General features: G+C 57.3%; 21 protein-coding genes. All 21 read left to right on the top strand.

Going from position 1 to position 23,441, the window contains the following annotated elements:
- Position 1 precedes the first annotated feature (1 nt).
- The 21 genes from L3069_RS27225 to traI all read left to right on the top strand — a co-directional run bounded on the left by L3069_RS27225 (position 2) and on the right by traI (position 23,441).
- Complete coding sequence (locus L3069_RS27225) at positions 2 to 187, top strand: hypothetical protein (RefSeq protein ID WP_008324139.1); 186 nt, start codon at positions 2 to 4, stop codon at positions 185 to 187.
- Positions 171 to 572 (top strand): hypothetical protein, encoded by a 402-nt coding sequence (locus tag L3069_RS27220; protein WP_016479985.1) that lies wholly within the window; start codon positions 171 to 173, stop codon positions 570 to 572. The genes L3069_RS27225 and L3069_RS27220 overlap by 17 nt, the downstream gene beginning before the upstream one ends.
- On the top strand, positions 562 to 1,128 hold the full coding sequence (gene traP / locus L3069_RS27215) for a conjugal transfer pilus-stabilizing protein TraP (RefSeq protein ID WP_008324135.1): 567 nt from the start codon (positions 562 to 564) through the stop codon (positions 1,126 to 1,128). Before L3069_RS27220 ends, traP begins: the two co-directional genes overlap by 11 nt.
- Positions 1,121 to 3,751, top strand: coding sequence for a type IV secretion system protein TraC (traC, locus tag L3069_RS27210; protein ID WP_008324134.1), 2,631 nt, complete (start codon positions 1,121 to 1,123; stop codon positions 3,749 to 3,751). The genes traP and traC overlap by 8 nt, the downstream gene beginning before the upstream one ends.
- The gene (trbI, locus tag L3069_RS27205) at positions 3,748 to 4,095 is read left to right on the top strand and encodes a type-F conjugative transfer system protein TrbI (protein ID WP_008324133.1); all 348 of its coding nucleotides are present in this window, start codon (positions 3,748 to 3,750) and stop codon (positions 4,093 to 4,095) included. Before traC ends, trbI begins: the two co-directional genes overlap by 4 nt.
- The gene (gene traW, locus L3069_RS27200; protein ID WP_008324132.1) at positions 4,095 to 4,742 is read left to right on the top strand and encodes a type-F conjugative transfer system protein TraW; all 648 of its coding nucleotides are present in this window, start codon (positions 4,095 to 4,097) and stop codon (positions 4,740 to 4,742) included. Before trbI ends, traW begins: the two co-directional genes overlap by 1 nt.
- A 2-nt stretch (positions 4,743 to 4,744) precedes the next feature.
- Positions 4,745 to 5,731 carry a conjugal transfer pilus assembly protein TraU gene (gene traU / locus L3069_RS27195; protein WP_042934586.1) on the top strand — a complete coding sequence of 329 codons (987 nt, stop codon included), beginning with the start codon at positions 4,745 to 4,747 and terminating at the stop codon, positions 5,729 to 5,731.
- A 16-nt stretch (positions 5,732 to 5,747) separates the two neighbouring features.
- Positions 5,748 to 6,377: a type-F conjugative transfer system pilin assembly protein TrbC gene (trbC, locus tag L3069_RS27190; protein WP_008324130.1), complete on the top strand. Its 630-nt coding sequence runs from the start codon at positions 5,748 to 5,750 to the stop codon at positions 6,375 to 6,377.
- The gene (gene traN / locus L3069_RS27185; protein WP_016479983.1) at positions 6,374 to 8,227 is read left to right on the top strand and encodes a type-F conjugative transfer system mating-pair stabilization protein TraN; all 1,854 of its coding nucleotides are present in this window, start codon (positions 6,374 to 6,376) and stop codon (positions 8,225 to 8,227) included. The genes trbC and traN overlap by 4 nt, the downstream gene beginning before the upstream one ends.
- Before the next feature lie 31 nt (positions 8,228 to 8,258).
- A complete protein-coding gene (gene trbE / locus L3069_RS27180) occupies positions 8,259 to 8,447 on the top strand; it encodes a conjugal transfer protein TrbE (RefSeq protein WP_008324128.1) in 189 nt (62 codons plus the stop codon).
- A 30-nt stretch (positions 8,448 to 8,477) separates the two neighbouring features.
- The gene (gene traF / locus L3069_RS27175) at positions 8,478 to 9,227 is read left to right on the top strand and encodes a type-F conjugative transfer system pilin assembly protein TraF (protein ID WP_008324127.1); all 750 of its coding nucleotides are present in this window, start codon (positions 8,478 to 8,480) and stop codon (positions 9,225 to 9,227) included.
- A gap of 16 nt (positions 9,228 to 9,243) precedes the next feature.
- Positions 9,244 to 9,492: a type-F conjugative transfer system pilin chaperone TraQ gene (gene traQ / locus L3069_RS27170; RefSeq protein ID WP_016479982.1), complete on the top strand. Its 249-nt coding sequence runs from the start codon at positions 9,244 to 9,246 to the stop codon at positions 9,490 to 9,492.
- A complete protein-coding gene (gene trbB, locus L3069_RS27165) occupies positions 9,482 to 10,036 on the top strand; it encodes a type-F conjugative transfer system pilin assembly thiol-disulfide isomerase TrbB (RefSeq protein ID WP_008324125.1) in 555 nt (184 codons plus the stop codon). Before traQ ends, trbB begins: the two co-directional genes overlap by 11 nt.
- Entirely contained in the window at positions 10,029 to 10,457 is a 429-nt protein-coding gene (locus L3069_RS27160; protein ID WP_008324122.1) for a hypothetical protein, read from the top strand. Before trbB ends, L3069_RS27160 begins: the two co-directional genes overlap by 8 nt.
- Positions 10,444 to 11,814 carry a conjugal transfer pilus assembly protein TraH gene (gene traH / locus L3069_RS27155; protein WP_016247527.1) on the top strand — a complete coding sequence of 457 codons (1,371 nt, stop codon included), beginning with the start codon at positions 10,444 to 10,446 and terminating at the stop codon, positions 11,812 to 11,814. Before L3069_RS27160 ends, traH begins: the two co-directional genes overlap by 14 nt.
- Positions 11,814 to 14,636 carry a conjugal transfer mating-pair stabilization protein TraG gene (gene traG / locus L3069_RS27150; protein WP_008324119.1) on the top strand — a complete coding sequence of 941 codons (2,823 nt, stop codon included), beginning with the start codon at positions 11,814 to 11,816 and terminating at the stop codon, positions 14,634 to 14,636. Before traH ends, traG begins: the two co-directional genes overlap by 1 nt.
- Before the next feature lie 21 nt (positions 14,637 to 14,657).
- Positions 14,658 to 15,089: an entry exclusion protein gene (locus tag L3069_RS27145; RefSeq protein WP_008324118.1), complete on the top strand. Its 432-nt coding sequence runs from the start codon at positions 14,658 to 14,660 to the stop codon at positions 15,087 to 15,089.
- A 74-nt stretch (positions 15,090 to 15,163) separates the two neighbouring features.
- The gene (locus tag L3069_RS27140) at positions 15,164 to 15,502 is read left to right on the top strand and encodes a tetratricopeptide repeat protein (RefSeq protein WP_032072912.1); all 339 of its coding nucleotides are present in this window, start codon (positions 15,164 to 15,166) and stop codon (positions 15,500 to 15,502) included.
- A gap of 7 nt (positions 15,503 to 15,509) precedes the next feature.
- A complete protein-coding gene (locus L3069_RS27135) occupies positions 15,510 to 15,839 on the top strand; it encodes a tetratricopeptide repeat protein (protein ID WP_223856629.1) in 330 nt (109 codons plus the stop codon).
- 133 nt (positions 15,840 to 15,972) lie between these two features.
- Entirely contained in the window at positions 15,973 to 18,201 is a 2,229-nt protein-coding gene (gene traD / locus L3069_RS27130) for a type IV conjugative transfer system coupling protein TraD (protein ID WP_077022305.1), read from the top strand.
- Positions 18,201 to 23,441 (top strand): conjugative transfer relaxase/helicase TraI, encoded by a 5,241-nt coding sequence (traI, locus tag L3069_RS27125; RefSeq protein WP_016479978.1) that lies wholly within the window; start codon positions 18,201 to 18,203, stop codon positions 23,439 to 23,441. Before traD ends, traI begins: the two co-directional genes overlap by 1 nt.

Genomic DNA, 23,441 nt, shown 5'->3' with positions numbered 1-23,441 from the left:
GATGGGAAGAAGAAAAACCAATGTGATGGTCGTGGGGAAAACCGGTAGCGGTAAGACAGCCATCAGCGTTGAGGTTATGCGGACCTTTTTATCAGAACGACAACTCCGCGACTGGCGTGAATTGCGCAAAGACATTCAGAACGATGGCAAAAAACCAGGAGACGAACATCATGACAACCAACAGTAACAGCGGTCCGGGTAAGACCCGCCACCTTAACGATATAGCGGCCTGCTGCGAGGCGATGGGGATGCGTGTCATCTGTGTTAATGCCGCAGAGCGCGACTTCTGGCTTTCAGCGTCTCAGCAGAGCGCTCCCGCCCTTGACGGGAAGGCTGGGATTTCTCAACACATAATGCAACGGCAGCGTGGGCACGGTCTGTTCCTGGGTAAAGCAGGCTCAGGTATGAGCGTAACAAAACAGCAGATGAGGGTTTTCCTGGCGAAGTCTGACGTCAGCCGGATTAAAGCGCTGTACAGCGGAGAGGACGGGGAGAGGCTGGCGGAGGCTATCAGACACAACTGCAGCGTCTGGTTTCCGCTGAATCCCGGAGGTAAAGGGAATGATGCTTAAGCTTCTGTCCGTCCTGCTGTATTGCCTTAGATGGCTTGCCTGGGCTTTTCACTATCTGATTATCTGGCCTGCCGCCACGCTGATGCTGCTGGTTGCCATGCTTTTGTGGATGGATAACACCACGCCCGGAGAGGCGATGGCGCAGGAAATTATGGCCGTCACGCATAACGTCAGCAGTGGCGAGTTTCGTATTGCGGTCTGCCGTGATGAACCTTTACAACCCTTTATACCGCCTGCTCCGCAGAACAAGTCCTCCGGCCTCACGCTGCATGACGCTCCCTCTGCCGTCTGCCATGACCGGGGCAGCGTCGTCACCGATGCTAAAGGATATGCCGGTCATGTTGACGGGGCGCTGAGTGCGTTTAAGTTGCTGTGGATTGTGATGGCCATTGTGTTTTCAGGGGCGGCGCTGCTTATGGGATGCCGTCCGTATTTCTGCCTGTACGGTCAGATGCGCTCAGTGCGTTTTCGCTACGGTATCCCCGCCAGCCGCCCGGCCCCTGCGACGGAAGCGGTCAAAACGGCCGACAATAAAAAGGAGGGGGATCATGAGTAATCCGCTGGACTCCGTCACCCGCACGGTCAACTCGCTGCTGACGGCCCTGAAGATGCCCGATGCGTCCTCTGAGGCGAACGATGTCCTCGGGCAGATGCGCTTCCCGCAGTTTAGCCGCGTGCTGCCGTACCGCGACTACGATGCGGAAACCGGCCTCTTCATGAACGAAAAGACGATGGGCTTTATGCTCGAGGCGCAGCCCATCAACGGCGCCAACGAAACTATCGTTTCGTCGCTGGAAAACCTGATGCGCACCAAGCTGCCCCGCGAGGTGCCGGTGGCCGTTCACCTGGTGTCCAGCCATCTGGTGGGTCAGGATATCGAGTATGGCCTGCGCGAGCTCTCATGGACGGGGGAAAAGGCTGATACGTTCAACGCCATCACCCGCGCCTACTATCTCAGGGCCGCAGAAGAAGGGTTCCCGCTGCCCGATCACCTCAACCTGCCGCTGACCCTGCGTAACTACCGGGTGTACATCTCCTGCTGCGTCCCCCGTAAGCGCGGAAGTAAGGCCAGCGTGATGGAGATGGAAAACCAGGTCAAAATCATCCGCGCCTCGCTGCAGGGGGCGCAGATAGCCACCCGCAGCGTGGATGCGGATGCCTTTATCCGCATTGCGGGCGAAATGATTAACCACAACCCGGATGCGCTGTATCCCACCGAACGGGAACTGGACCCGCTCAAGGATCTGAACTACCAGTGCGTGGACGATACCTTTGACCTGAAGGTGAAGGCCGACTACATGACGCTGGGGCTGCGCGGTAACGGTCGCAACAGCACCGCGCGCATCATGAACTTCCAGCTGACCAAAAATCCGGAGCTGGCCTTCCTCTGGAATATGGCCGACAACTACAGCAACCTTCTCAACCCGGAACTGTCCGTTTCGTGCCCGTTTATCCTGACGCTGGTCCTTAGCGTGGAAGACCAGGTAAAGGCGCAGAACGAGGCCAACCTGAAGTTCATGGATCTTGAGAAGAAGTCCAAGACCAGCTACGCCAAGTTCTTCCCGGGCGTGGCGCAGGAGGCAAAAGAGTGGGGCGATCTGCGCCAGCGCCTGTCGTCCGGGCAGTCCTCGCTGGTGAGCTATTTTCTGAACGTGACCCTCTTCTGCCGCGATGACCAGGAAACTGCGCTGAAGGTCGAGCAGGACGTACTGAACAGCTTCCGTAAAAATGGCTTCGAGCTGATTTCCCCGCGCTTTAACCATATGCGCAATTTTCTCGTGAATCTGCCGTTTATGGCGGGCGGCGGCCTCTTTAAGCAGCTGCGCGAGTCCGGCGTGCTGCAGCGCGCCGAAAGCTTTAATGTCGCCAATCTGATGCCGGTGGTGGCGGACAGCCCGCTGGCCACTTCCGGCCTGCTGGCACCGACCTACCGCAACCAGCTGGCGTTTATCGACCTGTTCAGCCGCGGCATGGGTAACACCAACTTCAATATGGCGGTGTGTGGCACCTCCGGCGCGGGGAAAACCGGGCTTATCCAGCCCCTGATACGCAGCGTTATCGACTCCGGCGGCTTCGCCGTGGTGTTCGACATGGGCGACGGCTACAAGTCCCTGTGCGAGAACATGGGCGGGGTCTACCTCGACGGCGAGACGCTGAAGTTTAATCCGTTCGCTAACGTCACCGACGATACCATCGATGAGATGGCCGAACGCCTGCGGGACCAGCTGTCCGTGATGGCCAGCCCCAACGGCAACCTGGACGAGGTGCACGAAGGTCTGCTGCTCAAGGCGGTGAAGGCCACCTGGCTTACGAAGAAAAACCAGGCGCGCATTGACGACGTGGTGGACTACCTGATGATGGCCCGCGACAGCGAGGAGTACAGCGGATCGCCAACCATCCGCAGCCGCCTCGATGAGATGGTGGTACTGCTGACCCAGTACACCCGCGACGGGGTGTACGGCAGCTACTTCAACTCCGACGAACCGTCCCTGAAGGACGAAGCCCGGATGGTGGTGCTTGAGCTCGGCGGACTGGAGGACAGGCCGTCCCTCCTGGTGGCGGTGATGTTCTCGCTCATTCTCTACATTGAGAACCGCATGTACCGCACGCCGCGCAGCCTGAAGAAGCTCAACGTGATAGACGAAGGCTGGCGCCTGCTGGACTTCAAGAACAACAAGGTCGGGGCGTTTATCGAGAAGGGCTACCGTACCGCCCGCCGCCATACAGGTTCGTACATCACCATTACGCAGAACATCGTCGATTTTGACTCGGAAACGGCCTCCAGCGCCGCCCGCGCGGCATGGGGTAACTCGTCCTACAAAATTATCCTCAAGCAGTCCGCCAAAGAGTTCGCCAAGTACAACCAGCTGTACCCGGACCAGTATTCGCAGCTGCAGCGCGACATGATTAAAGGTTTTGGCAGCGCGAAGGACAACTGGTTCAGCAGCTTTATGCTGTCGGTTGAGCACCTGACGTCCTGGCACCGCCTGTTCGTCGATCCGCTCAGCCGGGCAATGTACTCCTCGGACGGTCCGGACTTTGAGTTTCTGCAGCAGCGACGCCGGGAAGGGCTGAGTATTCACGAAGCCGTCTGGGAGCTGGCGTGGAAAAAATCCGGGCCGGAAATGGCCGCGCTGGAGCGCTGGCTTCACGAGCATGAAGGGAAGACCATCTCATGAAAAAACACGTACTCATTAACGCCGCGCTGATTGCCGGCACGCTGGCTGCGGGCGCAGGCATCAGCTGGCTGGTCTGCCAGCTTAACCGTCCTGTGGTTGTGGCCTTCAACATGAAATCCACGGTGGATGCCTTCTTTGACAGCGCCGGTCGCCGTTCACTGGACGAGGCGCAGACAAAAGCACTTTCAGACCGCTTTAACGCGTCACTGGAGGCCAGCCTCAGGGACTGGCAGGTCCGCCATCGTGCCCTCATCCTTGTCGCACCTGCCGTGGTGCAGGGGGCGCCGGATATCACGCGTGAAATCCAGACTGACGTGGCCCGCCGGATGAAGGAGGGGGGGTGATGCGCGCCCTTGCCCTGGGCCTGACGCTGCTGACCGGCAGCGTGACGGCCGCTGACCTCGGGACGTGGGGCGATCTCTGGCCGGTGGCGGAGCCGGATATGCTGACCGTTATCGAAAGCCGGCTGCAGACGCTGGCGCAGTCCGGCGAGATGGACAAAAAGATGGCGGAGTTTAAGGCGCGCGTGGTGCGCAACAGCCAGCGCCCGCCTGCCGTTGAGGGAATAACCCGCGCGGTGCGCTACGAGCGGCGCTGGTTTGACCCGAGCGTGCGGGTGGACAAGGCGCTTGCCGACGACAGGGGCAACGTGTTTGCTCAGGCGGGGCAGGTCTTTAATCCGCTTGATGTGGTGCCGTTTAACGAAACCCTGCTGTTTATCAACGGCGACGATGCGGAGCAGCTCGCGTGGGTACAGCGACAGAAGCCTGACACCCTGATCACCCGCATCATTCTGGTTCAGGGCAACATTCCGCAGACGTCGGAGAAGCTCGACAGCCGCATTTTCTTCGACCAGAACGGGGTGCTGACCGCCCGGTTCGGCATAAGCCAGGTGCCGGCGCGGGTAACGGCGGCACCCAGCGGAAAGCGCCTGCAGGTGGAAATCATTCCGCCCGATATGGCGCAGCATGATGCAGGAGGTGTCCGGTGAAAATGCTGACCGTCTCTCTGTTCGGGCTGCTTCTGTGGGGTAACAGCCACATGGCAGCGGCGGACGCCGCCTGCGAAGGGCGCTTCGTCAATCCGATCACCGATATCTGCTGGCGCTGCATGTTCCCCCTGTCGCTCGGCAGCACAAAAGTCACGGGCGGGGATTTACCGGACACGTCCAATCCCGGTAGCCCGATACAGTTTTGTCCCATGCCACCGCCGGTATTTCAGCGCGTTGGCCTGGCAATAGGGTACTGGGAGCCGATGGCCATGACCGATGTGGCACGTTCTCCGGGCTGCATGGTGAACCTCGGCGGATTCACCGTTAATCTCGGGAAAATGGGGATGGGCACCGCCAAAAAAGATGACAAACAGGTCAATGGCGCGTTCTACCACGTGCACTGGTACAAATATCCGCTGACGTACTGGCTCAATATCATCACCTCCCTCGGGTGTCTGCAGGGCGGCGATCTGGATATCGGATACCTGTCTGAAATCGACCCGACATGGGGGGACAGCGCCCTGACCTCCATTCTGAATCCGGAGGCGGTCATTTTTGCCAACCCCATCGCGCAGGGCGCATGTGCGGCCGACGCGGTGGCCAGTGCAGCAAAAACGTCGGTTGACGCGCTGTTCTGGTGTGCCGGATCGCAGGGGTCAATGTATCCCTTTAACGGCTGGGTGAGCAATGAGTCCAGCCCCCTGCAGTCTTCCGTTCTGGTCAGCGAGCGCATGGCGTTCAAGCTGCACCGTCAGGGTCAGATAATGGAGAGCGTCGGGGAGGATAAAAAGGTCTGCTTCGAGTATCCGTCACCCATTATTCCCAAAACGCGCTGGCGCTATCAGATGGTGAATATGTATCCGGACGTGGCGCAGTGCCATCCCTTCGGCCGAACGGTCATGCGCTGGGAAACGGGGCGTAACCCGCCGAACACGAAGAAAAACTACGGCTATCTTCTCTGGCGCAAGCGCAACTGCGTCTTCCTCTGAGAAAAAGGAAACTTCCATGAAAACTCTGTCCGGTCTGACGGCGGCGCTGCTGCTGTCAGCATACTGTTGCACTGCGCTGGCGTCAGGGGCTGATGAGGCGAACCGCGAGTTTATTCGTCAGCAGGAGTCTTTCAGCCAGCAGCTGAGGGGGCAGGACAACGCGCCGCTGCGCCAGATGCTGGAGCAGCAGGTGCGCCAGAACCCTCTTTCAGCAGACGACGCCCGCTTTATCGGGGAGCTGAAACAGCGCCAGCGCGAGGACCAGCAGGATAAACCCACGCACGGTGCCCTGTATTTCGTCTCCTTTGCCATCCCGCAGGCGGGGCTTAAGCGCATGCTGACCGAGGCCCGCCGCTACGATATTCCCGCCACCCTGCGGGGTATGGTCAACAACGACATGAAAACGACGGCAACCGCCGTGATGGCGCTTGTTCAGGACGGCTCAGCCAGCGGCGTCGCCATCGACCCGACCCGCTTTCGTGAGTACGGGATCACCAGCGTGCCGTCCCTGGTGGTGTACTGCGAGGCGGGCCACGACGTGATTCGCGGCAATCTTCATCTGAAGCAGGCGCTGGAAAAGGTGGTGGGGAAGGGCGAGTGCAGGGATGAGGCGCAACAGCTGCTTAATAAAGGAGATGCCCGATGAAAAGAGCAATACTGATGTCGGTGCTGGCCATTGCCACCACGATGGCAAGCGTGAATGCATTTGCCGATGCTGACGCGCAGTACAGGGCGGGGGCTGATTTTGCCCGTCAGGTACAGGGGCAGGGTGAGAGCAGCCTGAAAAACTTTAACCCCTCAGCGTCTATCCCCAACTATACCGCCTCACCCGGTGAGAAAAAGTACTATGGCGGTGTGACGGCGACCGGTGATGGTGCGCTGAAAGCGGACGGTACCACGGGCTGGACTACTAATGAGGCTACAAAAGCCGTCACCGACTCGTTTGTTAACAACCCGAAGGAGCCCATTTCGCCCGACGCGCCGTTTATTAAGGCCAGCCAGGATGTCCAGTCCCGCGCTGATACCATCATCGGCAAAACGGGGCAGACGCAGTGCGAAGCGCAGAATATCAGCCGCAGTGAGTTCACCAACTATACCTGTGAGCGCGACCTGCTGGTTGAGCAGGCCTGTACGCGCACGGCCAGCATTACCGGCCACTATGAAGATACATCTGAAACAAAACAGATTGTTATCCAGTCTCAGAATATTTCGTTTGCTTCCTCCGAAGCGGGATACACAGGAACATGGACTGCGCCGGTGACAGGGAAGGTTGTTGCTGCAACAGCCACCTATTCCTGGAATAAACGTCTGGCGTTCAGTAATCCTAACTGGTTTATGCGAGTAACCACGCCTTTCGGGTTGATTTCCATGGATAACGATACCGGTAGCCTGGCGCTGAGTAGCGGCATGCAGCTGAAGAAAGGCGCAGGGATGGTGTTTTCCATTCGTACCAGGAGAAACAATCCCACTACAGATTCAATCTGGAAGCACAGCAATATGCGCTACAGCTTCACCGTTACGCTCCAGATTGAAATTCCCGCCAAAAAATGGGTACCAGACGTGGTCTGGAACGAATCCTGCCCGTTCAGCAAGAGCGAAGGTACGCTCAAAAAGACGGAATGTATTGAGCCGGGGAGCACAAAAACGGTGGTGGTTGACGGCGTGTCATACCCGGTCACGCAGGCTTGCTGGAAGTACAAAGACACGTATATGACCCAGGCTGCTGACAATGGCACCTGCAAAACCTACATGAACAATCCGGCCTGTACGCTTGCCTCACGCACCTGCGCCTTCACGGCAGAAGACGGCAGCGGCTGCCTGCATGAATACGCGACGTACTCCTGTGAAACACGTACTTCCGGCCAGGTGATGATATGTGGCGGCGACACCTTCTGTCTCGATGGTGACTGTGAGCGGGCGCAGAACGGTAAAAACAACGATTTTGCACCTGTCGTTTCGGCACTCGCCGCGCTGGCCGCTGCGGGCAAGGACGTGGCAGCCATTAACAGCGTTAACGTACGCGCCTTTACCGGCAGCGCGAAGTTCTGCAAGAAGTTTGCGGCAGGCTTCAGCAACTGCTGTAAGGACGGCGGCTGGGGCCAGGACGTCGGGCTTGCCAGGTGCAGCAGCGAGGAGAAAGCGCTGGGCAAGGCCAAAGAGAATAAGCTCACGGTCAGTATCGGTGAGTTCTGTTCAAAAAAAGTGCTCGGCGTCTGTCTCGAGAAGAAGCGCAGCTACTGTCAGTTTGACTCAAAGCTTGCCCAGATTGTGCAGCAGCAGGGACGTAACGGTCAGCTTCACATCGGCTTTGGCAAGGCCAGCAGCCCGGACTGTCGCGGCATCACCCAGACTGAGTTGCAACAAATCAAGTTCGACAAACTCGACTTCTCAAACTTTTTCGACGATCTGCAAAAGAACAAGAAAATCCCGGATAACGACACCCTGACGAAGCGCGTCCGCGAGGAAATCGCCGCGCAACTGAAGAACAAACAGTAAGCCACTCATCACTCACTCAGGACTCTCCATCATGAAAATTAAAGGATTTACTGGACGCCTTATCATCAGCCTGATTGTCGCCTCACCGGTGCTTTACTGGCGCGGGAATATCGTTGATGAAACAACCCGCATCGATGTGTTTTTTATGGCGCTGATGGTTGTGCTTTTCGTGGCGGGAGTTCTGCTGGCGTGGCTGTTAAACCCGCTTTTCAAACGATAACCGACCTGCTTCGGGATAAGGAAGGTTCCAGTGAAAAAGAGAAAGACAGCGTTAGCGCTGCTGCTTCTTGGCAGCGTTTTTACCGCCACAGGAAAAGATGCCGGCTGGCAGTGGTACAACGAAACGCGCAGAACGCCGGAGGACGACAAATCCTCTTCAACACAGCCTCAGCAGGCCTCGCCGGACATCATGGAGAAGCTTGCCACGCTTCAGCAGGCCACGAAGCGCGCCATGTACGAGGCCATTCTGTATCCGGGCGTGGAGAACTTTACCCGCTACTTCCGCCTGCAGAACTACTGGACGCAGCAGGCCGGGCTGTTCTCGATGAGCGCCAAAAAAGCCATGCTCGAGCACCCCGAACTGGACTACAACCTGCAGCACAGCCACTACAACGGTACCGTGCGCAACCAGCTGGCGGCGGACTTTGCCGACCAGCGCCGCGCCATTGAAACGCTGGCTCAGCACTATGGCGTGATGTTCTTCTACCGCGGACAGGACCCGATCGACGGCCAGCTGGTTCAGGTCATTAAAAACTTCCGCGAAACGTATCACCTCAGCGTCATTCCGGTTTCCGTGGACGGTATCGTGAATCCACTCCTGCCGGATACCCGAATGGACGGTGGACAGGCCAGCCGGCTGGGTATTCGTTACTTCCCGGCGCTGATGCTGGCCGACCCTAAAAGCGGGGCGGTCAAACCCGTCTCGTATGGCTTTATCAGCCAGGATGACCTGGCGAAGCAGTTCCTCAACGTTTCCACAGATTTTGCCCCCAACTTTTAATACAGGAAGAGTTCGCATGCGCAAATTCCGTTTTCGCCTGCCTGAGTTCGACGTGCCCGGATTATGGGTGCTGAGCCTCGGGATATGGTTTCACATTGTTTCCCGCCTGGTCCGGCGCGAGCCGGAGATGGCCATTATTCTGGCGCAGATAATCGGCGTATCGATGGCGCTCTGGGGGGGCTACCGCATCATCAACCGCTGGATTGATGCCGCCCGTGAGGCCGAAAAGGCCCGTGATGCCGGAGGATGCCGACATGAACCTTAGACATACCGTGTTTACCGTGGCGCTCATGTCCCTCTGCCTGGCCACACAGGCTTCCACAATGGACGAGATCAAATCGTTATGGCATCCACAGGGGGCGCGAACGTCGGGATCTCTGCCAACATCCCCGGAAGACCCTGAAGTTAAGCCACTTCCGGCGAAGCCGCCGGTCTGGTACCGCCTCAGCAACGGCCGCCAGATCAATCTGGCCGACTGGAAGGTCGTGCTGTTTATGCAGGGACACTGCCCGTACTGCCACCAGTTTGATCCGGTCCTGAAGTCGCTGTCGGCACGGGTGGGGTTTGGGGTGATGGCCTACACCATCGACGGTCAGGGGGATGCGTCCTTTCCCGATGCGTTGCCCGCGCCGCCGGAGGTGATGAAAACCTTTTTCCCTAACCTGCCCGTGGCCACGCCAACCACCTTTCTCGTCAACGTAAACACCCTTGAAGCCCTGCCCCTGCTGCAGGGCGCGACCGACGAACAGGGCTTTATGGCCCGCATGGATACGGTCCTTCAGATGCGTGGAGTGGGTAACAATGGCTGATCAGAACAATGCAGAGGAACACGACATGATGACCTCCGGAATGCTTCAGAGAGCTACGACGCCAGAGTTAATCGCGCTCAGGGCACGGAAAGAGGACGCACGGTTCGGCGTTTATGCTGAGTGGGCGGGCATTTTGCTCATTGCCGGCGTGCTGTCGCGCGTCTTTATGACATACGTTTTCAATGCCTGCGTCGGCGACTGGCTCAGGGACGGTCACCTGCAGCTGAAAGATTTGTGGAACGTGTTGATGTACGCCATTCCACTGATATTTATCGCGCTGAGCGGCGGGCTTGCCGTTGCAGGTGGCGTTTATGCAATCCTGAACTCGCTTTATACGAAAGGGCAAATGTTCATACTAAAACGAAAAATGGGAAAACTCGCCCTGCAGGCGAGTCGGGAGGGTGCCGATGTTCGTCCGTAAACCTCTCTCCATACTGTGTGGCCTCCTTCTTGCGTGTTCAGCGAGCGTGAGTGCCGACGTGAACAGTGACATGAACACCTTCTTTAATAAGCTGGGCTTTGCGTCCAACACCAGCCAGCCACAGGTCTGGCAGGGCCAGGCCGCGGGCTACGCCACGGGCGGCTCACTCTACGCGCGCACGCAGGTGAAAACCGTCCAGCTTATCTCCATGACGCTGCCCGACATCAACGCCGGCTGCGGCGGCATCGATGCCTATCTGGGCTCCTTCAGCTTTATTAACAGCGATCAGTTGCAGCGTTTCGCCAAGCAGATTATGTCCAATGCGGCCGGATACTTCTTCGATCTGGCGCTGCAGACCACGGTACCGGAAATCAAGACCGCTAAAGACTTCCTGCAGAAGATGGCCAGCGACATTAACAGCATGAACCTCAGCTCCTGCCAGGCGGCGCAGGGGATTGTCGGCGGTCTGTTTCCGCGCACTCAGGTCTCCCAGCAGAAGGTCTGCCAGGACATTGCCGGTGAGAGCAACATGTTTGCCGACTGGGCGGCATCCCGCCAGGGCTGCACGGTGGGGGGAAGCATGGATAAGGTCCGTGATAAGGCCAGTGATAAGGATAAAGAGCGCATAACGAAGAATATCAATGTCATCTGGAATGCGCTCGGAAAGAACCGCATGTTTGACGGGAATAAAGAGCTTAAGGAGTTCATCATGACCCTGACCGGAACAATGGTCTTTGATGAGAAGGGTAATATAACCCCGCTTCCGGCAAGAACGACCGATCGCGACCTTATTCGGGCCATGATGGAGGGGGGGACTGCACGGGTGTATCACTGTAATGACAGCGATAAATGTCTGAAGGTGGTTGCCGATGCTAATGTCACGATCAGCCAGAAAAATGCACTGAAAAATCAGATAAAAGACATCCTTTCCAGCATTCAGAATAAAGCCGTTGCCGATCTAAAGTTAACCGAGAAAGAGAAGGGATTTATCACAAGTACTACCATCCCGGTCTTCAAGTACCTGGTTGATCCACAGATGCTGGGGGTTTCTAACAGCCTCGTTTATCAGCTAACCGATTACATCGGCTACGACATTCTTCTCCAGTACATCCAGGAGCTGGTCCAGCAGGCCCGTGCAATGGTGGCAACGGGAAACTATGACCAGGCGGTTATCGACAGCATCAATAATAACCTCAACGAAGCCACGCGGCAGATAGCCTCCTTCCAGGCACAGGTGCAGGTACAGCAGGATGCGCTTTTGGTTGTTGACCGCCAGATGAGCTACATGCGCCAGCAGGTCTCGGCACGCATGCTGCAGCGCTACCAGAACAACTATCACTTCGGGGGGGCGCGCTGATGCAGGAAATCTATGTCATCGCGGGCGGCGACTGGCTGACGCAGACGCTGAATGCCATCGTCACGTTCATGTCGACGGAGAACTGGGTTGTTATTCGGCGTATTGCGACGGCTTTCTCTGTGCTGGTTGTAGCCATTTCGTGGATACGACGGCACAACATCATGGATATGCTGGGCTGGGCAGGCGTCATTGTGCTGATGTCGCTGCTGGTCAGTGTTCGCACCTCCGTACAAATAATCGATATCAGTAATCAGACAAAGGTCTATAAAGTCGATAACGTGCCCGTCGGGCTGGCACTGCCTGCATCGCTGACCACCAAAATCGGATATGCCCTTGTTCAGGGGTATGAAATGGTCTTTTCACAGCCCGACAGCATCACCTACAGCAAAACCGGCATGATATTTGGGGCGAATCTGGTTTCACGCAGTACGGACTTTTTATCACAGAACCCAGAGATAACTACGATATTCACGGACTATGTGCAGAACTGCGTGATGGGCGATATTTTCCTGAACGGAAAATATACCATGGAAGATCTAATGAACAGTGCAGACCCGTATACGCTGATTTTCTCAAAGCCGAGTCCGCTGAGGGGGGTATTCAACAACAATAATCAGTTTTTAACCTGTGAAGAAGCCGCTGCGGTAATTAAGCCAAAGCTTGCCCTGGATACTCAGACCGGAGGAAAAACATGGAGTTACTACGTGCGTCAGCTTTTTGGCGGACGTCCGAATCCTGACATTTTGTTCAGCCAGATGATCGGGGACAGCTATAACTATTTCTATGGTGCTGGTCAGAGCGCCGCGTCGATTGTCCGTCAGAATGTGACGATGAACGCTTTGCGAAATGGCATCATGAGCTATGCAGCCCGCAACGGTGACACCTCAAGCCTGCTGAATATCGCCACTACGTCATCGATGGAGAAGCAGCGGCTGGCGCATGCGACGGTCGGTCAGGTGGCATTACGCTCACTACCTATGTCTCAGACGTTGATTGTCGGTCTGACCATCGGAATATTCCCCCTGATGGTGCTGGGCGGGATGTTTAACGCCGTCACCCTTAATGTGCTGAAGGGGTACGTGCTGGCTATCATGTGGGTGCAGAGCTGGCCACTGCTTTACGCCATCCTCAACAGCTGCATGACCTTCTATGCGAAGGCCAACGGTTCACCAGTGGTTCTCTCGGAGTTGTCACAGGTGCAGATAAAATACTCAGACCTCGCTACCACGGCAGGCTATCTGTCGATGCTTATCCCGCCACTGGCATGGGGAATGCTGAAGGGACTGGGGGCGGGGTTCTCAAATCTCTACAGCCATCTGGCCTCTTCCGCTATCAGCCCTGCAGCCACTGCTGCCTCTGGTGCTGTTGATGGTAACTACTCTTACGCTAACATGCAGACAGAAAATGTGAGTGGTTTTAACTGGAATACCAATAGCTCAACAGTATTTGGACAAATGAGCCAACAGTTGGCTAACGGAGCCAGTTCGACGCAAATGCGTGATGGTAGTGTAGTGACAGATTCCAGTGGTGCTACGTCACGTATTCCTATGAGTATCAACATGACTCGTCAGATTGCAACCGCACAGCAGGCAATGGCCCGCGAGGCACAAACCCAGTCAGAGAGTGCATTGCATGGATATAACAGTAGTTTGAGTAGCGCATGGAATACGCTTAGTCAGTTTGGCTCAAACCGTGGTAGCAGTAATTCAATGACCAGTGGCGCAGACAGCACTATGAGTGCTCAGGATTCTATGATGGCCAGCAGGATGCGCAGCGCAGTAGAAAGCTATGCGAAAGGGCATAATATTAGTAATGAACAGGCCACTCAAGAGTTAGCGTCAAGGAGCACCAGAGCGTCACTCGGATTGTATGGTGATGCACATGCTAAAGGAAGTATGGGGCTGAATGTGCTGGGTACCGGAGGAGGGGTAGGGTTTCAGGCAGGAGTTAAGGCGGGAGTTGATTTTTCCGATGACGATATGCACCAAGCAACAAATAGCTCTCGAGCTAGCCATGATGCTCGACATGATATGGATGCTAAAGCAACCCAGGACTTTAAGGAGGCGAGTGATTACTTTACTAGCCGTAAAGTCAGTGAATCTGGGAGCCATACGGACAATAATGCGGCTTCCCGAGCAGATCAACTTTCGGCATCGTTGAACTCAGCAAAACAGAGCTATGATCAGTACACCACAAGTCAGGCTCGTAGCCATGAATATGCTGAAATGGCGTCTCGTACAGAAAGTATGAGTGGTCAAATGAGCGAGGATCTAAATCAGCAGTTTGCCCAGTATGTCCGTAAACATGCACCTCAAGATGCAGATACATTGCTTACTAATACCAGCTCAGCAGAAATCGCAGGAAAACGTCGGGAACTGGCTTGGGGATTTGTTCAGGAGCAGGTACAACCGAGCGTTGATGCATCATATTCAGCAGCTAAAGGAAATGTTGGCCATGGTATGGGGGCCATTTCTGGTGGCGGTGGAAATAGCGATGTTAGTGCCGATCACCAGTCTCATCAGGCTACTATCGAACAACGTACACAGGACAGCGGAATTCAGAATAATGTAAAAGACCAAGTTGATAATATGCTCACAACATCGAGAGAGAATATAGCCGATACTAAAGGAGGAATACGCGATGAAGAAGGCAGCATAAATAAACAGTATTCTGATCTGCAAAAACATCATAATTCAGAGCAATCTTCGCAAATGAATACGTATAATAAAGAAAAGGAGTCTCAAGAACGAGTGCCGGGGGCTGACAGTCCTGAAGAACTGATGAAGAAGGCAAAAAAATATCAAGATAAACATAAGCAGTAACAGGATGCCAGAGAGGGTGCGATGAGAAATCTGCTTCAGATATTCATGGTAGTGTTGTTTCAGTCTATTGCTTGTTATCTGGCTGGATGGTTAGTTACGGAGGTGGTATTCATTGGTGCAACTGTGCTCTTATGGCAAGGATTGTTCATCTATTTGTTTTATAAAATATCTAAGAATAAAGGCAGTGTTGAACCCTACACATACAACAGGGTAGTTTGGTATGTGATAATGCCTATATGTTCACTGGCTCCTCCTCTTGTTACTTTTTTTGTATTCATTGTGGGTACATTGATGGATTTATATAAGGTTAGCGGGTGTATAAGCATCAAAGAGTGGCTTGAAAAAAACAAGGTAGATGGCGCCCACTCTATAAATAATGACTTTGAATCCGTGGACTTTGATAATGTTAATTATAATCCGGAAAGTAATTATCCAATGGGTTGGAAGCGTTAGATTGAGTTGTAGGATTTCATAGTCAGTTTCATGGTTGTGTATGGATATAATATTTAGTTTTATGGAGATAAACAATGCGAGTGTTCTATGGGATGTTGGGAGTTTTTGTTTTCCTGTCGTGTACCTTGAGTGTAAGGGCTAGCGACGACTACTACACTAACTTAAAAAAAGATGCGAATTCTGGAAACGCATTAGCTCAATATAAGCTAGGTGCAATGTATTTGGTCGTATCTGGTGATTATAAAAAAGCTTTTTATTGGACTAATAAGTCGGCGATTCAGGGTAATTCAGATGCCCAAAATAACCTAGGTCTGCTCTATTATTATGGGCAAGGTGTTGATAAAAATATAAAAAAAAGCAGGCTATTGGTGGGGGAAGGCAGCAGATGCAGGGAATGCATCTGCTCAGAATGACTTGGCAATGCTTTATAAAAATGGATTATTGAAAGATGCCCGTTGTGATAAAATAATGGATTTGCTTAACTCCTCAGCTCAAAAAGATTTTGAGTTGGCATATTTGAATATTGGAAACCTGTATTCTACAGGTGAGTGTGTTAATAGGGATATGCACGAGGCGGTGATCTGGTGGGAGAAAGCATCCATTAAAAATAACGGACAGGCTGAGTTTAATTTGGCAGGGGCTTATATGAGAGGTGATGGTGTATTTCCAGGTTCTGGAATGGCAGATATCTATTTGAAAAAATCATGCTCACATGGATATGCAGGAGCGTGTGATTTACTTAAAAAATAACATTCATTATTAATAATCTCTCCGCCTTTAGTTAAATGATGTCATCCTAGTGTTTTGTAACGGATGACATTAAATCAATTGCTTTCTGAAATCATGGTCGCTATACATATAGACCAACCTCTATGAGGCTAATATGAGTTTTAATGCTAAGGATATGACCCAGGGCGGTCAGATCGCGAGCATGCGTATCCGTATGTTCAGTCAAATTGCCAATATCATCGTGTACTGTCTCGTCATTCTCTTCGGCATCATTGTCGCGATTACGCTGTCGGTTAAACTGACCTGGCAGACGTTCGTGAACGGCATGGTTTATTACTGGTGTCAGACGCTGGCCCCCATGCGCGATATTTTTAAATCCCAGCCTGTCTATACCATCCGTTATTACGGCCATGAGCTGAAGTACAACGCGCAGCAAATACTGCAGGACAAATATATCCAGTGGTGCGCCGACCAGGTCTGGACGGCCTTTATTCTTGCTGCCATCATCGCGGCCGTGGTGTGCGTTATTACCTTCTTTGTCACCACCTGGATTCTGGGCCATCAGGGTAAGCAGCAGAGTGAGGACGAGATAACGGGAGGGCGCCAGCTGACTGACGACCCGAAAGCGGTGGCGAAAATGCTCAGGCGCGACGGTCTCGCATCCGACATCAAAATCGGTGAGCTGCCGCTTATTAAGGACTCGGAGATCCAGAACTTCTGTCTGCACGGTACCGTCGGGGCCGGTAAATCAGAAGTTATCCGCCGTCTGATGAACTACGCCCGCCAGCGTGGCGATATGGTCATCGTGTATGACCGCTCCTGTGAGTTCGTCAAAAGCTACTATGATCCGGCCACAGATAAAATCCTTAACCCGCTGGATGCGCGCTGCGCTGCATGGGACCTGTGGCGGGAGTGCCTGACGCAGCCTGACTTCGACAACGTTTCCAACACGCTTATTCCTATGGGCACGAAGGAAGACCCCTTCTGGCAGGGGTCGGGACGTACCATCTTTGCCGAAGCCGCATATCTGATGCGCAACGACAAGGACCGCAGCTACAGCAAGCTGGTCGACACGCTGCTTTCCATCAAGATTGAGAAGCTGCGCTCGTACCTGAAAAACTCCCCGGCGGCGAACCTGGTGGAAGAGAAAATCGAGAAAACGGCCATCTCCATCCGCGCCGTGCTGACCAACTACGTCAAGGCTATCCGCTACCTGCAGGGCATCGAAAATAACGGCGAGTCATTCACCATACGCGACTGGATGCGCGGCGTTCGTGAGGATGGTAAAAACGGCTGGCTGTTTATCTCCTCCAATGCTGACACCCACGCTTCCCTCAAGCCGGTTATCTCCATGTGGTTGTCCATCGCCATTCGCGGGCTGCTGGCGATGGGGGAAAACCGTAACCGCCGCGTGTGGATCTTCGCCGACGAGCTGCCTACCCTGCACAAGCTGCCGGACCTGGTTGAGATCCTGCCGGAGGCGCGTAAGTTTGGCGGCTGCTACGTCATTGGCATTCAGTCCTACGCCCAGCTGGAAGATATTTACGGGCAGAAGCCGGCGGAAACGCTGTTCGACGTGCTGAACACCCGTGCCTTCTTCCGCTCGCCGTCGCGCAATATCGCCGAGTTCGCCGCTGGCGAAATCGGTGAAAAAGAAATCCTCAAGGCGTCCGAGCAGTATTCCTACGGTGTGGACCCGGTACGCGACGGTACCTCGGTCGGCAAGGACATGGAGCGCGTCACCCTGGTGAGTTACTCCGACGTCCAGACGTTGCCGGATCTCTCCTGCTACGTCACGCTTCCCGGACCTTATCCTGCCGTGAAAATGGCGCTGAAGTATCAGCAGCGTCCAAAGGTGGCACCGGAATTCATTCCGCGCACCATCGACGGGAAAGCGGAGGAACGCCTGAATGCCGCGCTGGCTGCACGTGAACATGAATCCCGCAGCATCGCCATGCTCTTTGAACCGGATGCCGATGTTGTCGCGCCAGAGGGCGGTGCGGAGAATGCTGGTCAGCCACAGCAGCCACAGCAGCCACAGCAGCCACAGCAGCCACAGCAGCCACAGCAGCCACAGCAGCCACAGCAGCCACAGCAGCCACAGCAACTGACGCCCGCGCCCCGCGCTGCAGACGCGGCATCCGTAGCAGGTGCGGCAGGCGCCGGCGGTGTGGAGCCTGAGCTGAAGACAAAGGCGGAAGAGGCAGAGCAGCTGCCGCCCGGCATCAGTGAAAGCGGTGAAGTAGTGGATATGGCGGCATGGGAGGCGTGGCAGGCGGAGCAGGACGAACTGTCTCCTCAGGAGAGGCAGCGTCGTGAAGAAGTGAACATCAACGTTCACCGGGCGCCTGAAAAGGATCTTGAGCCGGGAGGATACATCTGATGATGAGCATCGGATCGGTAAAATCCGCCGGCAGCGCGGGCAATTATTACACCGACAAGGACAACTACTACGTTATCGGTAGTATGGGCGAGCGCTGGGCCGGAAAAGGGGCTGAAGCGCTGGGGCTCAGCGGCGGGGTGGACCAGAAGGTCTTTACGAAGGTTCTGGAGGGACGCCTGCCGGACGGCAGCGACCTCAGCCGGACTCAGGACGGGGCGAACAAACACCGTCCGGGCTACGACTTCACCTTCTCTGCGCCCAAAAGTGTCTCCGTGATGGCCATGCTGGGAGACGACAAGCGTCTTATTGAGGCACACAACCGCGCGGTGGAGACCGCCATTAAGCAGATAGAGGCAATGGCCTCCACGCGGGTTATGACGGAGGGCAGGAGCGAGACGCAGCTGACCGGCAACCTGGTGATGGCGCTGTTTAACCACGATACCAGCCGCGACCAGGAGCCGCAGCTGCACACCCACGCGGTGGTGGCCAATGCCACTCAGCATGGCGATGAGTGGCGAACGCTCAGCAGCGACAAAGTGGGTAAAACCGGGTTTATTGAGAATATCTACGCCAACCAGATTGCCTTTGGCCGCCTGTATCGTGCCGCGCTGAAGGATGACGTCGCGGCGATGGGCTATGAGACTGAGACGGTCGGCAAACACGGCATGTGGGAGCTGAAGGGCGTACCGACGGAGCCGTATTCCAGCCGCAGCAGGACCATCAGCGAGGCGGTCGGGGATGACGCGTCCCTTAAGTCCCGCGACGTGGCGGCGCTCGATACCCGCCAGTCGAAGCAGAAGGTTGACCCCGAACAGCGCATGGCCGAGTGGATGCAGACCCTGAAAGAGACGGGGTTTGACATTAAAGCCTACCGTGAGGCGGCAGACCTGCGGGTTGTGCAGGGGAATATTCCCGCAACGACGCCTGAAGCCATTGATATTAACAGCAGCGTCGGGCAGGCCATCGCGATGCTGAGCGACCGGCGGGCGCGGTTCACGTATTCCGAACTGCTGGCCACCACCCTCGGGCAGCTGCCCGCGCGGTCGGGCATGGTGGAGATGGCGCGTGACGGCATCGATGCGGCGATAAAAAATGAGCAGCTCATCCCGCTGGATAAAGAGAAGGGGCTGTTTACCTCGAACATCCACGTGCTGGATGAGCTGTCGGTGTCGGCGATGACCCGCGATTTACAGCGGACGGGGCAGGCCGACATTTTTCCGGATAAAAGCGTGCCCCGCAGCCGGTCATACAGCGATGCCGTGAGTGTCCTGGCCCAGGACCGTCCGCCGGTGGCGATCATTTCGGGTCAGGGCGGGGCGGCCGGCCAGCGTGAGCGCGTGGCGGAGCTGACGATGATGGCGCGCGAACAGGGGCGTGACGTGCAGATTATCGCCGCCGACAGGCGTTCGCGCAGCGCCCTTATGCAGGATGAGCGCCTCAGCGGCGAGCATATCACCGACAGGCGGGGGCTGACGGAGGGCATGGCCTTTACGCCCGGCAGCACGCTGATTGTGGACCAGGGGGAGAAGCTGACCCTGAAAGAAACGCTCACGCTGCTCGACGGTGCGCTGCGCCATAACGTCCAGCTGCTGATTGCCGACAGCGGCCAGCGCACCGGGACCGGCAGCGCCCTCACCGTCATGAAGGAAGCGGGAGTGAGCACGCTCGCGTGGCAGGGCGGTGAGAAGACGCAGGTCTCGGTTATCAGCGAGCCTGACCGGCGGCAGCGGTATGACCGCCTGGCCGCTGACTTTGCCCGAAGCGTCCGCGCAGGTGAACACAGCGTGGCGCAGGTCACCGGTCCGCGCGAGCAGGCGGTGCTCGCAGGCGTAGTCCGCGAGGCGCTTAAGGCGGAAAAGGTGCTGGGCGAGCGGGAGGTCAGTATCACCACGCTGGAGCCGGTCTGGCTCGACAGCCGCCATCAGCAGGTGCGCGACCACTACCGGGAGGGGATGGTCATGGAGCGCTGGAATGCCGAAGAGCGCAGCCGGGAACGCTTTGTCATTGACCGCGTGACGGGCCGCAACAACAGCCTGACGCTGCGCAACGCCCAGGGTGAGACGCGGGTGACCCGCCTGTCTGAACTCAACAGCAGCTGGTCGCTGTACCGCACCGGCACGCTGCAGGTGGCCGAAGGCGACCGTCTGGCAGTGCTGGGTCAGGCGCAGGGGACGCGGCTCAGGGGAGGCGATACGGTGACCGTTAAGGCGCTCGGGGAGGCGGGGCTCGTCGTCAGCCTGCCGGGGCGTAAGGCGGACGTGGTCCTGCCCGCCGGCGACAGCCCGTTTACCGCCGCGAAGGTGGTTCAAGGCTGGGTGGAGTCGCCGGGCCGCTCGGTGAGCGACAGCGCCACGGTTTTTGCCTCGCTGTCGCAGCGCGAGCTGGATAACACCACGCTGAACAAACTGGCGCTCAGCGGCCGGGCGGTGCGGCTCTATTCCGCGCAGACGGCGCAGAAAACGACGGAGAAGCTGTCGCGTCAGTCTGCCTGGAGCGTCGTGTCCGAACAGATTAAGGATGCGGCGGGGCATGACAGGCTCGATGATGCCCTGGCGCACCAGAAGGCCGGTCTGCACACGCCGGAGCAGCAGGCTATCCATCTGGCCATTCCGGTGCTGGAGGGGAACGGCCTGGCGTTCACGAAGCCGCAACTGATGGCCGCCGCGAAAGAATTTGAGCAGGACAGCCTCAGCCTGCAGGCCATCGAAAAGGAAGCGGACCGTCAGGTGCGCAGCGGCGACCTGCTGTCGGTGCCGGTATCGCCGGGAAACGGCCTGCAGCTGCTGGTCTCACGCCAGTCGTACAACGCTGAAAAAAGCATTATCCGCCACGTCCTTGAGGGAAAGGAGGCCGTCACCCCGCTGATGGATAAGGTTCCGGACGCGCAGCTGGCGGGCCTGACCGACGGGCAGCGGAACGCCACGCGCATGATACTTGAATCCCCCGACCGCTTTACCCTGGTGCAGGGCTACGCCGGGGTGGGTAAAACCACCCAGTTCCGGGCAGTCATGTCGGCCATCGGCACGCTGCCGGAACGGGAGCAGCCGCGCGTTATCGGCGTGGCCCCCACCCACCGGGCGGTGAGCGAGATGCGCGATGCGGGCGTGCCTGAAACGCAGACGCTGGCGGCCTTTATTCACGACACGCAGCAGCAGCTGCGCGGCGGCGAACGAACGGACTTCAGCAACGTGCTGTTTCTCGTGGATGAAAGCTCAATGGTCGGTAACGCCGACATGGCGAAGGCGTACAGCCTGATTGCCGGGGGCGGGGGGCGCGCGGTCTCCAGCGGGGATACCGACCAGCTGCAGTCCATTGCCCCGGGCCAGCCCTTCCGCCTGCTGCAGAAGCGCAGCGCCATTGACGTGGCGGTGATGCAGGAGATCGTCCGCCAGACGCCGGAACTAAAACCTGCCGTCTACAGCCTGATTAGCCGCGATATCGGCAGCGCCCTGACGACCATTGAGAGCGTGGCGCCGGCACAGGTGCCGCGCAGGGCGGATGCCTGGCAGCCGGACAGCTCCGTCATGGAGTTCAGCCGCGAACGGGAGGAGGCCATTGCGAAAGCCGTGGCGGCCGGCGACCTGATGCCCGGCGGGCAGCCCGCGACGCTGCTGGAGGCCATCGTGAAGGACTACACGGGGCGCACGTCAGAGGCGCAGGCGCAGACCATCGTTATCACCGCCCTGAACGCCGACCGCCGCCAGGTGAACGCCATGATTCATGACGCCCGTCAGGGTGCCGGCGAGGTGGGCGAAAAAGAGGTCACGCTGCCGGTTCTCACGCCTGCCAATATCCGCGACGGGGAGCTGCGGCGCATGGCAACGTGGGAGGCATCCCGCGACAGCCTGGTTCTGCTGGACAGCACCTATTACAGCATTGAGGCGCTGGACGGGGAGGCGCACCTGGTGATGCTGAAGGATGCGCAGGGCAACACCCGCAGCCTGTCGCCCGCGCAGGCGGCGACAGAGGGCGTCACGCTCTACCGTCAGGACACCATTACCGTGTCGGAAGGCGACCGGATGCGCTTTTCGAAAAGCGACAACGAGCGGGGCTTCGTGGCCAACAGCGTCTGGTCGGTCAGTGAGATAAAAGGTGACAGCGTCACGCTGTCGGACGGGAAACAGACCCGTACGCTCACGCCGTCAGCCGAGCAGGCAGAGCAGCACATCGACCTGGCCTATGCCGTCACCGTTGAAGGCTCACAGGGTGCGAGCGAGCCCTTCTCCATCTCCCTGCAGGGTACGGACGGCGGACGTAAGCGGATGGTGAGCTTCGAGTCAGCCTACGTGGCGCTGAGCCGCATGAAGCAGCACGCGCAGGTCTATACCGACAACCGGGATAAGTGGGCGGCCGCGATGGAAAAATCGCAGGCGAAAAGTACGGCGCATGACATTCTGGAGCCGCGCGGCGACCGCGCCGTCGCGAATGCCGCCCGCCTGACGGCGACGGCAAAAGCGCTGGGTGAGGTGCCTGCCGGTCGCGCCGCGCTGCGCCAGGCCGGGCTGCAGCCCGAGGGCTCGATGGCGAAATATATCTCGCCGGGGCGTAAATACCCGCAGCCGCACGTGGCGCTCCCGGCCTTCGACCGCAACGGCAGGAAGGCGGGCGTCTGGCTGAGCGCCCTGACGTCCGGAGACGGGCAGCTTAAGGGGCTCGCTGGTGAAGGCCGGGTGATGGGCAGCGGGGACGCGGCGTTTGCGGGTCTGCAGGCCAGCCGTAACGGCGAGTCGCTGCTGGCGCGGGATATGGAAGAGGGCGTGCGGCTCGCGAGGGAGAATCCGCAGAGCGGCGTGGTGGTGCGGCTCGAAGGCGAGGCGCGACCGTGGAACCCCGGCGCCATTACCGGCGGTCGGGTCTGGGCCGACGGCCTGCCCGATGCCACCGGTACGCAGCCCGCAGAAACGGTGCCGCCGGAGGTGCTGGCACAGCAGGCCCGGGAGGCTGAGGTGCAGCGGGAGCTGGATAAGCGTGCCGAAGAGGCGGTCCGCGAGATGGCCCGCAGCGGCGACAGGCCGGCCGGAGGGGCTGACGTCGCCGTCCGGGATGTGGTGCGGGATATGGATCGGATAAAAGAAACGCCGGCATCTCCCCTCACGCTGCCGGATGCGCCGGAAGAACGCCGCCGGGATGAGGCGGTGTCTCAGGTGGTGCGCGAGAGCGTGCAGCGGGACCGCCTGCAGCAGATGGAGCGCGAAACGGTGCGAGACCTTGAGCGTGAAAAGACCCTGGGAGGCGACTGA

Origin of the sequence: Enterobacter cloacae complex sp. ECL411, assembly GCF_021869665.1 — a bacterium.
In the GTDB taxonomy this organism is placed as follows: Bacteria; Pseudomonadota; Gammaproteobacteria; order Enterobacterales; family Enterobacteriaceae; genus Enterobacter; species Enterobacter intestinihominis.
The sequence above is the reverse complement of the archived record's forward strand: the minus strand, read 5'-3'. Positions and strand labels throughout refer to the sequence as shown.